Genomic DNA, 14,108 nt, shown 5'->3' with positions numbered 1-14,108 from the left:
CACAAGTCATACACACATTTCCAGTAGCGTCTTACATAATGAGAACGAAACCTAACGCATAAGCTAAACGTATTACAAGGTAGAACAATAAACGGAATAGAGGAGAGTTTTCAATGTCCATATTTAAACGAGTCAGCAGCATCCTGCGTAGTCAAAAACAAGAACCAACAACAACACCTATAGGTAATCCACTTGAAGATGCCCGAGTCGGGGATATTGTTAATGTAGACTTAGAGGAGTACGTTGTTTCCGGAAAGGTCATTTATTTTGACCGCGGGTTTGCTCCACATCGCTACGCTTATTATTTACAAAGCGGCAAAAATATTCAGTGTTTGATTGTGGAAAAAGGGCGAACCTATGACTGTTTCCTTTGCAGCTTTGTTGAAGGCGCATTAGATGACCCGAATGATGTCCCTACTCGTTTGGAGCTTGACGAAGATGTTACCTTCGAATTGGAGTTTCATCGCAATGATGTCACTCGGACTGAAGGAAACACCGACTTCCGCAGTGGAGATGATATCATCTTTTGGAGATATTTTGGACCGGACCGTAGATTCTTCTTCCTCCAATGGCAGGATGGCAAATTTATTGCTCTTGAAGGAGAGCGCACACCGGGCAATCAGATTAAATTTTTGAAATCGACGCCCTAGACAACCTATGTTATCATTAGAAATGTTTGGAAAGGAGGGACTACTGAAAAGTGAAAAGATGGACTTCATGGGTTTCTTTCTTATTGATCATCGCCCTTCTTACCGCGTGTGGCGCTGATGCCGGACGTTATATCAAAGATCAATATCCGTTAGTTAGTGTTGACGGCAAAGGAAGCAATCTCTCCAAGGTTTATTTAGTTGAAAACAAAAATGTCCCTGCCGTAGCAGCTGAACTAGCAGCAAAAGAGTCACCGAAAGAAAAGAGCAAGGAATCTGACGATCAAATGTTCCTTGTTTATAATGATAAGGTCATTAACGTCCAAAAGGATCCTAGCGATAGTAAAAACACCCTTGTTCAGATCGATAGTATTGAATATGCCAAATCACATTACGACTCCTCGTTCTTGCAAGGTTATTTGACTGCCACCCTGCTTCAGTCCTTATTCGGTGGGGGATGGTTCAACAGTAAACGGCCTTACGACTATAAAGGCTATACCCGGACACCAACTTATAACACAGGTGGCGGTAAGGCCACTACTCCAACTACGGATGTATCAAAGGATAAGAAACCAACAACTTCTGATCGAACGGGCACCTTCAAAGGCGGTACAGGCACCCCAAGCTCAGGAAGCGGCTCCACAACACGTAGAAACGACGGTTCAACACCCAATAAGGTAACTAAGCCATCCACTAGTAAGCCAAGTACATCTAAGAAAACAGGCTCCTTCAAGAGACGTTAATCACTACTTCTATAAAAGCTGTTGTCCATGAATTGGACACAGCTTTTTTTCATCATTAAAGGTTTACCTTATTTTCCATTAAAGTCCATTTAATTGACCGAAGGTAAATTATGATTGAAGTTTTAGAAGAATGAATTATACTTGCTTTATGCTGCATACTATTTTAGAGGTGATTTGTTTTGAAAAAGGCGCTAGACGCTTTCATTATTCTAGTTGGCGCACTGCTTGTCGCGGTCGGCTTCAACATGTTCCTCATTCCTCACCAACTGCTTAGCGGCGGGGTTTCTGGATTTGCCATGATTATTGGTTATTTCACGAATTTTAACATTGGTTTCTTGTATTTATTGTTTAACCTGCCATTAATGATTTGGGGATTGGTTTCAATTGGACGTAGATTTATTATGATCAGTGTAGCGTCGGTCATATTAACGGCATGGTTGATGCAAATTATACCAACAAGCTATGTTGCGCAGGAACCCATTCTTGGTGCAGTTTTTGGGGGAGTACTCATTGGAATAGGAAGCGGTATCACCTTAAGAATAGGTGGCTCAAGTGGAGGCTTTGATATCGTCGGCTTGATTTTGACTCGAAAATTTGATTTCCCTCTCGGAACCCTTCTTTCATCCATGAACGGTCTGGTCATTGTTGCACTAGGCTATTTCAAGCAAAATTGGGATCTTGCTCTTTGCTCGATGCTTGCCATCTATATTAGTGGCAAAGTTGTAGATTCTATACATATTCGCCATGTCAAAGTGACAGCGTTCATTGTAACCAAACAAAAGGAAGAGTTGCTTAACGAGCTGCTTCTACTCCCTAGAGGCGTAACTTTAGTTAAGACGGAAGGCGCTTATACGAAACAGCAGCATGATATGTTAATGACCGTCACCACGCGCTATGAACTCGCAGAATTAAAGCGAATTATTAAGAAGATAGACCCGAAAGCATTCGTGAATATCGTTGAAACCGTTGGTGTCGTTGGCGAATTCCGCAAGCTTAAGTAATTAATCGTGCAATCCGCCTCTTTATTCCAAGTTGAATTGTGTTATAATGATAATAATTTCATATAGTTCTGGTTTCATCGTGAGTGGTTCAGGCGTAGTTCTTATTCTAATCTTTTGATTGGAAGGGTGATGCTTGTGGAGACAGTCAAATTATCCAGGATTGTAATGAAATTAACACCCGAGTTGTACCCCTTCTTAACCAGCTATGAGCTGGACTCCGAGATCGTCCTCCGGTTTGGCATTGAGGCGCTCGAAGCAGAAGATGTCATGGAAATTATTCAGTTCAGCATTTCGGAACATCATAAAGACGCCCTTTATCATTAAGGGGCGTCTTTTTCTGCTCAGCTATCGCTTTATTCATACAATATTATTGAGTTTGTAATAATTAGGGTATATAGGTTATGATAAGAACATGATATAATAGTACTAAGATAAACTAATGGAGGTGTCTGGAATGGGAGCATTATCTCCTTGGCACATCATCTTAATTGCAATTGTCGCCCTTCTTTTGTTTGGGCCTAATAAACTGCCTGAACTTGGTAGAGGTTTTGGCAAAATGTTTCGTGAATTTAAAGATGCAACGAATGGAAATGGCGGTAATACAGCTACTGATGATCAGCCTGTACCGGTCCGTAAAGAGATTAATCCTGCAGAGGTCACGAATACCGAATCAGGACAAGTTCAGAAATAAGTCCAAACACCCGGCTAATTTTGCTACCGGGTGTTTTTATTTATCATTAGCTTCTTCTACGCATTACGGCTTGTGTACCGAAAAACATAACTGCGGCTATTGCCGAAATGACTGACGCAAACACATACATGCTCGCGCCTCCCCACTGCTCACTCAACCATCCGCCCACCGAACCACCGATAATACCGGCAAGCCCCATGAAAACCATCGCAAGAATGGATTGACCCGTTGAGCCAAATTGCTCGGGAAGCAGACGCACAACATACTGTACCGCAACGATCCAAAGAACAGCAAAGGTGAGCATATGTGTCGTCTGCAAACCAATTAGTACCCAAGGATCGCTGAATAACGTGTAGAGCAACCAACGTATCATATATAAGACCGAAACAAGACCTAAGATGGTAAGTTCGTGATAGCGATGAATGTACCGATTGATATAGGCAAATACCGGAATTTCGGTGCATGCCGCAATGGCCCAAGCCCAGCTGACCATAGAGTCCGTAGCCCCTAATTTATTCAGATATAAGCCCAATAGTGCATCGTTCATTCGATGAGGAATTGATATCATCAGAATCATGACCATAAACCATAGAAAGTTTTTATTTTTGAAAATAGTACCGATCGCACTTAAAGTTATTCGCTGTCCGCTGCCCTTCTCGTCTTTGATAAAAGCAAGCAGTAGAAATGGGAAGATCCATAACGCCCAATAAAAATAAGGTATGTTGGCTACTCCACCTAATTCTTCGAGTAAAAGACCTGAAATTAGAGCAACACCCGAGAATCCGATAGAACCCCATAATCGGACGGATCCATATGACATTCCACGCTGCGCCGTTGATTTGACAACCAAATTGTCGATGAGTGGAATGGATGGCAGCAAGAAGAAATAAAGCATTAAAATAAATCCAAGTGTAAGCCCGAAACCTTTTGTTAAAAACAAACCAAAGCTTCCCAGTAAGGAAAGGCTCCAAAGTAAAAATACGATATTCCTCACTGAGTTGAATCGATCGCTGACATATCCCCAGAATGGCTGTGCGAATATGGATATGAACGGGCCAATCATCATTAGGAGTCCAATTTCGCTAGCTGAATAGCCCTTACTTTGCAAATATAAAGGTAAATAGGGCAATAAAATGGCACTAGATGCATAGTAAAAAAAATTAACGCCAGATAACGAAATAATTTGTTTATCAAGTTTCAACAACGGCTACCTTCTTTCTACAAATCTATACAAATTTCCTCTGTCCGTAGTTTCGTGCTTGCATTATAATAAAAGCTAGAAACAAAGATTGGAGAGGACTTATACATCATGGAAATATTACTTGCTTCACTTGCCCTAATCTGGGGTAATGTAACGGCCGCTAACCCGGATGCCAGCTTTGAACAGCTCGTGCAAGCTTCTTTGAATGCGAAGAACGCAGTGGCGATTGTTCAACCTACACCATCCCAAGAAACAGATCCGTTAGCACCTGTAAACAAATTGGATCCGCAGAAGGACGCACCGGTAATTAAAGGTGTTTACGCCACGGCTCATAGTGCGGGTGGATCTCGGCTCAATACACTTGTGAAGCTGCTCGACGACACGGAACTGAACTCACTGGTCATTGATGTCAAAGATGACTGGGGCTACATCACATGGGAAACAGGGAACGCCGAGCTTGATGCAATGGGAACAACTCAGAAAATTATTGGCAATATGCCAGGTTTAATGACCACCTTGAACGAACATAACATTTATCCAATTGGTCGTATCGTTGTATTCAAAGACACGATTCTTGCCAAAAAGAAACCTGAATGGTCTTTCGTCAATCCAGATGGAACTCTGTGGGGTAACGGTAAAAACCCACCGGACAGCTTCGTAAATCCATATAACAAAGAAGTATGGGATTACAATATCGCAGTAGCGAAAGAAGCCGTTAAAGCTGGATTTAAAGAAATTCAATTCGATTACGTCCGATTCCCGGAAGGTTTTGAGAAAAGAGCTGACATTCTTAAATATACAAAGGATGAACGTTCACGTATTGATGCTGTCGCTTCCTTCGTCAAATATGCCAAAGAACAATTGCAGCCACTTGGTGTTCGTGTATCTGTCGATATATTTGGATATGCGGCCTCTGTTCCAGCAGCCGAAGGCATTGGTCAAGATTTCGAGAAAATCTCTCAAAATGTTGATGTCATCGCTCCCATGATTTATCCAAGTCATTACAGCACTGGCTGGTTTGGCTCCAAAGTGCCGGATGCAGCACCTTTTGTCACGATCGATGGAGCATCCAAGGATACAACCAAGAAGCTGGAAGCCATTGATAAGAAAGGGTGGAAGCCGATCGTTCGACCTTGGATTCAAGATTTCACCGCTTCATGGGTACCTGGTTATATCAAGTATGGTAAACATGAAGTGGAAGAGCAAATACGTGCGTTGAAAGAAAACGGCGTTGAAGAGTTCCTCTTATGGAACGCCAATAACAACTACACACCTAATGTGAAATACTAACATGGAGACACCCTGAGGGCACTAAGCGCTCTCGGGGTGTTTACTTTCGTTTTCGGTTTGATTTATCATGTAATCAGGAAAGTCTTTGACAGACATTTAAGGAGTTGAAATGCAATGAATATTGTCGCCATTACTGGAATGGATTTGACTTCCATGCAAATGCAGATGCCGCAAGACTTGAAGGACCGCTGCCAATTCCATTGGTTCAAATCTTCAAGTGAGGCCGGGGAACACATTGCAGATGCAGATGTAATTATCACGGCTGGCCGCATGAATCCGGACACCCTCAAGCAGGCGACCAAGCTAAAATGGATGCAAACCATATCTGCCGGCGTGGATAAGCTACCTCTCCAAGATTTTGCCGAGCGTAATGTCATACTGACCAATGCCCGTGGGGTACATACAATCCAGATGAGTGAATTTACGCTAAGCCTCATGCTGCAATGGGTTCGTAAAGCGAATCTTCTCCATGAGCGTCAGCAAAGTAAAGTATGGGACAATCAAGTTACTTTTGGTGAGCTTTATGGTAAAACGATTGGCATTATTGGTGCAGGTGCAATCGGCGAAGCTGTTGCTCGTAAAGCAAAGGCCTTTGATATGACTGTCATTGGGTTGAATCGTTCCGGTTCATCTCAACCTGCCTTCGACTCAACGGTCTGCGGAGAAGAAGGTTTAACATCTTTGCTTTCACAAAGTGATTTCGTCGTTCTTCTACTTCCTAGTACAGCTAAAACGCGAGGTTTCCTGACCAAAGAGCACCTGCGCTTAATGAAACCAAGTGCTTTCTTAATCAATCTAGCTCGCGGAGATGTCATTGAAGAAGAGGATTTGATACTTGCGCTGCAAGAAGGCAAGCTGGCAGGCGCTGCACTCGATGTTTTTGAGCAGGAGCCATTACCTTCAACTTCTCCCCTATGGAGCATGGATAATGTTATCCTTACTCCGCATATCGCTGGATCTTCCGCTCTCTATGCAGAGCGAGTTTCCGCCATTTTCTATCATAATGTTAGAGCTTTTTTAGATGGCACCGAGATGATGAATGTCGTTGATTTAACAGAAGGTTATTAACATACGATAACGTACCACATCCCCAAAATAGAACACCTAGGGATGTGGTACGTTATTTTATTTGTTCGGTATGACAGTGAGCCCTCTCATATAAGGTCTCAAAGCGGCTGGTAGATAGATCGAGCCATCTGCTTGCTGATGATTCTCTAGTAAAGGAATTAGAATTCTTGGTGTGGCCACAGCCGTATTGTTAAGGGTATAGCAATAACGCAGCTCACCGCTCTTATCTCTATAGCGTAATCCGCTGCGGCGAGCTTGAAAGTCAAGAAGGCTTGACGACGAGTGCGTTTCGCCATAAGCATTGCGGCTTGGCATCCATGTCTCAATGTCATACTGTTTGTAGTTTTTGGCGCCCATATCTCCTGTACATACGGCAACGACACGATAAGGGAGCTCAAGTAAATCTAGAATATCTTCTGCATTCCGTGTGATTTGATCTAACATTTGATCAGCAATGGCGGGATCATTCTCACAAAGAATCACCTGTTCGACTTTGGCAAATTGATGAACACGATATAATCCTCGTACATCTCTACCTGCCGAACCAGCTTCTTTGCGGAAACAATTCGATACGGCTGCCAGTTGTATCGGCCCCTTTGATAAATCTATAATCTCACCCGCATAATACGAAACCAACGGACCTTCCGATGTGCCAACTAACCATTTATTTTCATCCTGCAATTCATAGGTCTGATCCTTCCCAGCGGGGAAAAAAGCCGCATTCTGCAGCGTCTCTTCCCGCACCATCAGAGGGACATCCATCACCGTGAACCCTCGGTCTGATAGCAGATCGAGAGCAAGCTGTTGAACAGCTCTGTGTAGGTATAGCCCCATCCCTTTGAGGTAGTAATTCCTGCTTCCAGCTACCTTAACTCCGCGGGGGAAATCGAATATATCCAATTCCTCACCGATTTGCATATGATCACGAGGCACAAATTCAAACGAGGTAGGTTGACCCACTACTTTCTGTACAACATTATCTTGATCGTTAGCCCCAAGTGGAGTTTCAGGTGAAACCAGATTCGGTACAGTAAGCATCAGCTCCTTGAACCGCTCCTCCAGTATCGCAAGCCCCTCTTCATACTCCGTTAATGTTCGGTTCCAACCGCGAACCTGATCTTTCAAAGCCTCCGCTTCTCCCATTTTCTGCTCAGCCATACACTGTGCGATCTGAGCAGATGCACGATTGCGTTCTGTACGCAGCTGATCTACTTGATGATGCAGCAGTCTTTTCTTTTCATCTACCTCAAGCAGTTCCTCAAGGGGACATTCAACCCCTTTATTTAGAGCCGCTTCTTTCACTTGATCCTGATGCATACGAATCCATTTGATATCCAACATACCACTCACCGCTTCCTTTTCTATTATGGGAAAAAGACAAAGAACGCCCCTGTCCGATTGGGACGAGGAGCGTTCTGCTCGCGGTGCCACCCAACTTGATGATAACATCAACATGTCATCATCCGCTTGGTTCCGCGATAACGGGCGGTGCCGGTTTATTTAGAGAAAGGCGATGTATCCTGCGCCTTACCGATCATGAACGTCTCCGAGTTGGATGCTCTTCACAGACCTAATGTCGCTTTGTATTTGTTCGATATTATAAACGAAGATATGAGACAGGTCAATAGCGTTTGTTCCAATGTAGAACTACTGGGATAAACGACTTGCCAATTCATAAAGTTCTGTATTAAAAGGACGCTTTGTATTGACAACTAAATCAATATCGGTCGCTACTAATTCCCCTTTGATAACACCGCAAGCTTTGGAAGAATCGCCTTCGATGAGCCTACGTACAGCGAAATCACCGAGACGGCTTGCCAAGATTCGGTCATTATGCGTAGGAGCTCCGCCGCGTTGAATATGGCCAAGAACAGTTACACGAGGTTCAATACCCACATATTCTGTAATCTGTTTAGCAATCCCATCACCAGTTCCCGCTCCTTCAGCAACGAGAATGATACTATGACGTTTGCCATGGGAGAAGTTATCCTTCATACGGTTAGCTACTTCGTTAATGTCGACCTCAACCTCAGGAACGATAATCGTTTCCGCACCACTAGCTAGTCCAGCGTAGAGTGCGATCTCACCGCAATGACGTCCCATGACTTCTACTACGGATGAACGTTCATGCGACGTCATCGTATCACGAAGCTTGTTGATCGCATCCACAACAATGCTTACTGCTGTATCAAAACCGATCGTAAAGTCAGTGAATGGGATGTCATTGTCGATTGTACCAGGCAGACCCATCGTTTTGATGCCCAACTTGCTTAGTTTATTGGCACCTTGATAAGATCCATCTCCACCAATAACGACCAATCCATCGATACCGCGTTTACGCAAGTTTGCTGCTCCAATTTGTTGACCTTCCGGCGTTAAGAACTCTTTACAACGAGCCGTTTGTAGAATAGTCCCACCACGTTGAATGATATCTCCAACGCTGCGCAAATCCATTTGGCGAATATCATCGTTAATTAAACCATGGTATCCACGTTGTACGGCATAGACCTCGAGACCATGGAATAATGCGCTTCTTACAACCGCACGGACGGCCGCATTCATTCCCTGAGAGTCTCCGCCGCTTGTTAGAACGGCAATTGATTTTACTGCTGACATTTCATTTTTCCTCCTTCAAATTCTTCTGAATGTCATTCATGATGACGTACGGATGTACATGCTATTTAGCCAGAAAAATAACCGGGTTAATGGACTATTTTTCATAAGACGCTTCGATATTTTTTTCACTTGTTGTTGGCCGTTGACCTTTGGATCCGACAAATATAGCGCAAGCAAACCTTCGATTATCATACGATGAAATCGCGGATGTTCCAAGTACAAAATTTTGCTACGAGCCTCTTGCACGATAAAGGCAATTCTCTCAACGGTTGCTTCCATCGATTCATAATAACTGCAAAAGTTCAGGTCTCCACCCAAGATATCTTCTTCCTGGTCGATTAAATAATCAAGTAAAATATGCAGCCCGCACACATAGGGGAAATAAGCCTCCCGTATCGAATCGACCTGCTTTTCACTCAAATGAGGATCACAAGCTGCAAGGAAAAGCATAAACATGCCTAACGTTGAACCTGTGGCTGCTGCAAATTCGTTCCAAGAAATTTGGCTATACCTATGATGATGTTGATCCCACCACTGATGAAGCTCAGGCTCCCGCATATCCTTGCGAATATGCTTGTACACTTGTAAGTCGCAGTATAAGGCTACGAAATCTCGCACCTGATCGGCTACTTGTGTATATGACGGAAGCAGACTAATACAAAACTGACACTTTTGGACTAGATCTGTTAAATAGTTTCCATCCTCTTTCTCTTGTCTGAATGCATAGTAATCGTTCAAAGGCTTAGAAGGATCAACAGCATCCAACATCGATTGGTGCAATTGACGGAAATCCTGGGGATCCAAGGATGTACTGCGATCACATAGATTATCTAAATAATCGCTAATCGTTTGAAACGCAACAATGAGCGGGATGAGTACATGACGCATCGACAAATTAGCAGCCGCATAAACAGCGCCACCTTGACAATGAAATTGTTTCGTTGCGATGCTGGCTAGTGCTTGAGTACGCAGCTCGACATCGGGGATATTTTCCGCCTTCGCTTTCCACATGGAAAGCTGATCGCTTACGTCGGGTAAAATATAACGGTACACCCTAACCATTAATCTTATTGGGCCTTGTGGAACCTTTATGCTACTTCTGTCCAATTGCTTCAAGCAGACTTCCTCCACAACTTTGTTCATAGCAATATTGCAACAATAACTGCATTTCATATCGTTGAATATGCCGCAACCATTGATCAACAATAGGATTTTGAACCAGGGATACTTGTAACTCTACAATATCTATGAATACACAAGGGATCCATTCCGGAGAAGTAATAAGCACTTCAAGCTTCTGACGAAGGGCTTCATTGTCCAAATCAGCCAAGTCTTTTACAGTCAAATAATCGCTCACACATTGTAGTAAGTTAGAGAAAATAGGATGATGACCGACATCGTTGAACCAATACTTCGCATTGCTGTAATCCCCCTCCATCCGATGCATCAGAGCATGCCAGTAGCTGCCTGTTGCATTCGTGATTTCCTGGGCAATATCATGGGATTTATCTAAACTCTCATTCAGTAAAAAAAGACCCGCTTTAATCGCCAATCCATAAGACTCTTGCTCAGGACTGCCTTGAGTCATCATTGCTGGGACAAGTGCTTCAATGCGTGCATCCATACTTCCATCCCATTCTTCAATCGGATATAAAGCAGGTAGATGCTCCAAGAGCGGCTTTGCAATAGCTTCCAGCCAGTTATCCCCATCCTTATTGCTATGCATGCAGTCATTCTCCCTTCATTGACAACCATTATTGGTGGGTTTTCGATTCCAATTCCTGATTCGCCCGGAACCAAAGATGAAGATCATTTATGATAGAAGCTAAGTCAGCAATTTCGGAATTCAAACGGCATGATGTGGGAAAATCGTCTTCCTTATCCAGCTGATTCTGTTTGTAAATAATCGTCGCCTCTAGCTTCATAATGCGGTCCGGTATTGCACCGCGTATTTGTTCCCAATGTAATAAAATATCAACACGCACACTGGGCGGATAACACTCCCACTCCACTTCTAACACGGGAATCTCAATTCCGAGTCTAGCATCATACTTGAAATAGCAGCTCATTCTTCTGTTAAACCTCCTTGCAGTAAAAACTGGCTGCGACTTGTTCAAGAAACATTCTACCTTTAAATGTATCACTTCAAACCTTGGGTTTCCAGTTAAAATTGTATGTCAACCTGATTTCATTTTCTGGTATACTTAAATAACATTTTTAAAAGGGAATTTTTAGTAAGAGTTATGCTTACAAAGCTAGTTTTGCTAAAGCAAAACTCTAAGGAGTGCAATTTAGATGACCGCTAAGACAATAAAAGAAAACATCACTTGGAAACAGCTCATCTCCTTTTTCCTCCCCCTCGGCCTTTCAGCAACACTAGTAACCCTCTCGCATGTTATTATCAATAGCACCTTGGCCAGGGCTGATAATCCGGAAGTGGTCATTGCCAGCTATGCGCTGCCTTTAAGCTTACTTGGCCTAACCGAAAGACCCGTTGTTTTGCTGCGACAAGCTTGCTCAGCTCTTGTAAGAGACCGCATCTCATTTCGAGCCATGGCAGCGGTTAGTTCTTATGTATTTGCGTGCATCATTCTAATTGGCCTTATTTTATGTTATACGCCTGTTGGAGAATGGGTATTTCTTTATTTTTTTGGAGTAGAACGTGAATTATTAGACACTACACTTAGTGTTTATCGCATCTTGATGTACGTTAGCATTTTCTCAGGACTACGGTGTTTATTTCACGGTATAATTATTTTTAATATGCGGACCAAATGGTTGACCATTGGTATGTGCGTGCGAATTATCGTTATGTATTTGTTATCGTTATATTTTATTACTACAGATAATGTTTCGAGTGGCCGTGTTGGCGCCATTATTTTCTTAGTGGGAATGATTATTGAAGCTATGGTTGCTGTCTGGGAAGGAACAAACTTACTTCGAACCGTCATTCCAGAGAAAGCACCTGATCATCAGATTGAAACCAAACAACAAATTTTCAGTTTCTATAAGCCCCTTCTGTATTCTTCGATCATTGCCGTCGTCATTGGACCCGCCATCAATGCCATACTAGGTAAAACAACGCATATTCATTTAGCGATCTCCTCTTATGCGATTGCCGGTTCATTGACTCAATTGGTTTTGAGTTTCTTTTCTTACATTCATCAAATTGTTTTGAATTTCTATCGCAAAGATGCTAGAACTGTCGTCCGTTTCGTCATCCTTCTTAGCTTTATTCCAGGCGCACTCATCGCTATTCTTGCCTATACAGCTCTCGGACCTTGGTTTATGACACATGTCATGGGTGTTAATTCCGAACTGATGCATGCAAGCTTACTTGCCATGCGTATATTTATGATCATGACGATTGTATTCCCGTGGCTTGATTACATGAACGGTATTATTATGCTGAGAGGCCAAACGAAAATTATGGTTTTATCTCAAACTGCGAATGCTATAGTTACCGTGTTAACCTTATTCATCACCATTTCTAATGCACCCGGTTGGAATGGCTTGATCGGTGCTCTCGCGCAATCTGTTGGTATGCTGGCCGAGCTTCTAGTCGTGTTCTTTATACTCAAACGAACGTCTGAAAACGGGCAAACATATTTTTCTACAGAAAATTTGTAAAGAAATCGAGTGATAACCACTGATGAAAACGTCTATTCCTACAAAGCCACAAGACCATCTACTCAAATTGTTCACGTTTTCCTTTTTTATGACGATGGGTATTGTCGTTACTTTTTTCCCGCTTTACTTTGATTACAAAGGATATTCCAAGCTTCAAATCGGTTTGTTGTACGCCATTGGACCACTGATTGGGATAGCGACCAACTTGCTGTGGGGATTCCTTAGTGATCGCTTCCAAACCGTTAAGAAAATCATGATCATTCTGATTATTGGGCAGCTGGTCACTGCCATCTTGGTATTTACCGCGGGTTGGTTCTCCCTGCTGTACATATGCTTAGCGATGTTTTTCTTCTTCCAACAGCCCGTAAATTCATTGAATGACAGCCAGCTAATGCTAAGTATTCGAGATAGCGGTAAGAGCTACGCCTCCTTCCGCGTCTGGGGTTCCATCGGTTTCGCTGTATCTGCCGGAGGTTTTGGGTTACTTCTTAGACACTTCGGTACAGGGCTCACGCCAATACTATGCCTACTTACTATTAGCTGCACATTAGTCATCGTTTTTTTGCTAAAAGATGCGCGTCAAGGTGGCAAGAAGATGGCCTTCGGGGGCATGCTCGATATCATTCGTTCCAAGAAGTTCATCTGGTTCTTAGTGTTAATTATTATTATGTCCGTTTCACATCGTTTCAACGATGGATTCCTAGCCTTGTACATGCGCCAGCTTGGGGCATCTGATTCGCTGATTGGCTATGCTTGGATGACCTCAGCGCTTAGTGAAATACCGGTGTTTTTCTTTCTGAGCAAGCATGGACATAGGTTCAAAGAATTACCCCTGCTCGCCTTTGCCGGAATCGTATATGCCGTACGATTCTTCATTATGGGCTCTATTCAAGATCCTACTTGGGTCATTGGCGTTCAATTGTTACATAGTTTAACATTCGGTATCTTCTTATTCACGGCTAATCGTTATATTAGCCAAATCGTACCTGATGAGTATCGCTCCTCTGGGCAAGCTATCTTCGCTGTTGCATGGTCTAGTATTGCGGGATTAATTAGCGGCACGTTGGGCGGTTGGATTTTTGATTTAGCTGGTGGAAGCACAGTCTATGTCATTGCAGCTTGCTTATCGATCGTCGCGGCCATTGGGTTCCTAGGCACGCATATATTTCAAAACGATGGAAGTGAAAGCATGCCCAGTGGTCGATGAGTTTTAAAATGAAG

The 14,108-nt window shown here is 43.1% G+C and carries 15 protein-coding genes; 9 read left to right on the top strand and 6 right to left on the bottom strand.

Going from position 1 to position 14,108, the window contains the following annotated elements:
• Positions 1-113 precede the first annotated feature (113 nt).
• The 5 genes from AC58UU_RS01825 to AC58UU_RS01805 all read left to right on the top strand — a co-directional run bounded on the left by AC58UU_RS01825 (position 114) and on the right by AC58UU_RS01805 (position 3,082).
• Positions 114-650, top strand: coding sequence for a DUF4178 domain-containing protein (locus tag AC58UU_RS01825; protein WP_307440463.1), 537 nt, complete (start codon positions 114-116; stop codon positions 648-650).
• A gap of 50 nt (positions 651-700) precedes the next feature.
• On the top strand, positions 701-1,390 hold the full coding sequence (locus AC58UU_RS01820) for a DUF4247 domain-containing protein (RefSeq protein ID WP_497312428.1): 690 nt from the start codon (positions 701-703) through the stop codon (positions 1,388-1,390).
• A gap of 179 nt (positions 1,391-1,569) precedes the next feature.
• Positions 1,570-2,391, top strand: coding sequence for a YitT family protein (locus AC58UU_RS01815; RefSeq protein WP_497312426.1), 822 nt, complete (start codon positions 1,570-1,572; stop codon positions 2,389-2,391).
• Between the two features lie 129 nt (positions 2,392-2,520).
• The gene (locus tag AC58UU_RS01810) at positions 2,521-2,715 is read left to right on the top strand and encodes a hypothetical protein (RefSeq protein ID WP_047686161.1); all 195 of its coding nucleotides are present in this window, start codon (positions 2,521-2,523) and stop codon (positions 2,713-2,715) included.
• A 130-nt stretch (positions 2,716-2,845) separates the two neighbouring features.
• Complete coding sequence (locus AC58UU_RS01805; RefSeq protein WP_057306978.1) at positions 2,846-3,082, top strand: Sec-independent protein translocase subunit TatA/TatB; 237 nt, start codon at positions 2,846-2,848, stop codon at positions 3,080-3,082.
• Positions 3,083-3,128: 46 nt separating this feature from the next.
• Here AC58UU_RS01805 and AC58UU_RS01800 read toward each other — a convergent pair whose 3' ends face one another.
• Positions 3,129-4,283, bottom strand: coding sequence for an MFS transporter (locus AC58UU_RS01800; RefSeq protein ID WP_497312423.1), 1,155 nt, complete (start codon positions 4,281-4,283; stop codon positions 3,129-3,131).
• 108 nt (positions 4,284-4,391) lie between these two features.
• On the opposite strand from AC58UU_RS01800, the gene AC58UU_RS01795 reads away from it, so the two are divergent.
• Entirely contained in the window at positions 4,392-5,573 is a 1,182-nt protein-coding gene (locus AC58UU_RS01795; RefSeq protein WP_497312421.1) for a putative glycoside hydrolase, read from the top strand.
• Between the two features lie 114 nt (positions 5,574-5,687).
• Entirely contained in the window at positions 5,688-6,641 is a 954-nt protein-coding gene (locus AC58UU_RS01790) for a D-2-hydroxyacid dehydrogenase (protein ID WP_497312419.1), read from the top strand.
• A 57-nt stretch (positions 6,642-6,698) separates the two neighbouring features.
• Here AC58UU_RS01790 and serS read toward each other — a convergent pair whose 3' ends face one another.
• The 5 genes from serS to AC58UU_RS01765 form a co-directional block, all read right to left on the bottom strand.
• Positions 6,699-7,982 (bottom strand): serine--tRNA ligase, encoded by a 1,284-nt coding sequence (gene serS / locus AC58UU_RS01785; protein ID WP_497312417.1) that lies wholly within the window; start codon positions 7,980-7,982, stop codon positions 6,699-6,701.
• A gap of 306 nt (positions 7,983-8,288) precedes the next feature.
• On the bottom strand, positions 8,289-9,257 hold the full coding sequence (gene pfkA, locus AC58UU_RS01780; RefSeq protein WP_497312415.1) for a 6-phosphofructokinase: 969 nt from the start codon (positions 9,255-9,257) through the stop codon (positions 8,289-8,291).
• A gap of 36 nt (positions 9,258-9,293) precedes the next feature.
• Positions 9,294-10,319, bottom strand: coding sequence for a tetraprenyl-beta-curcumene synthase family protein (locus AC58UU_RS01775; RefSeq protein ID WP_497313128.1), 1,026 nt, complete (start codon positions 10,317-10,319; stop codon positions 9,294-9,296).
• 31 nt (positions 10,320-10,350) lie between these two features.
• The gene (locus tag AC58UU_RS01770) at positions 10,351-10,983 is read right to left on the bottom strand and encodes a hypothetical protein (RefSeq protein WP_171640294.1); all 633 of its coding nucleotides are present in this window, start codon (positions 10,981-10,983) and stop codon (positions 10,351-10,353) included.
• 28 nt (positions 10,984-11,011) lie between these two features.
• Positions 11,012-11,326, bottom strand: coding sequence for a hypothetical protein (locus tag AC58UU_RS01765; RefSeq protein WP_497312413.1), 315 nt, complete (start codon positions 11,324-11,326; stop codon positions 11,012-11,014).
• Between the two features lie 226 nt (positions 11,327-11,552).
• Between AC58UU_RS01765 and AC58UU_RS01760 the strand changes: the two genes are divergently transcribed.
• Entirely contained in the window at positions 11,553-12,887 is a 1,335-nt protein-coding gene (locus AC58UU_RS01760) for a multi antimicrobial extrusion protein MatE (protein WP_497312411.1), read from the top strand.
• 22 nt (positions 12,888-12,909) lie between these two features.
• The gene (locus AC58UU_RS01755; RefSeq protein ID WP_497312409.1) at positions 12,910-14,094 is read left to right on the top strand and encodes an MFS transporter; all 1,185 of its coding nucleotides are present in this window, start codon (positions 12,910-12,912) and stop codon (positions 14,092-14,094) included.
• Positions 14,095-14,108 lie beyond the last annotated feature (14 nt).

This window comes from Paenibacillus sp. JT22N1 (genome assembly GCF_059692155.1).
This window is presented reverse-complemented; position numbering and strand designations above follow the sequence as displayed.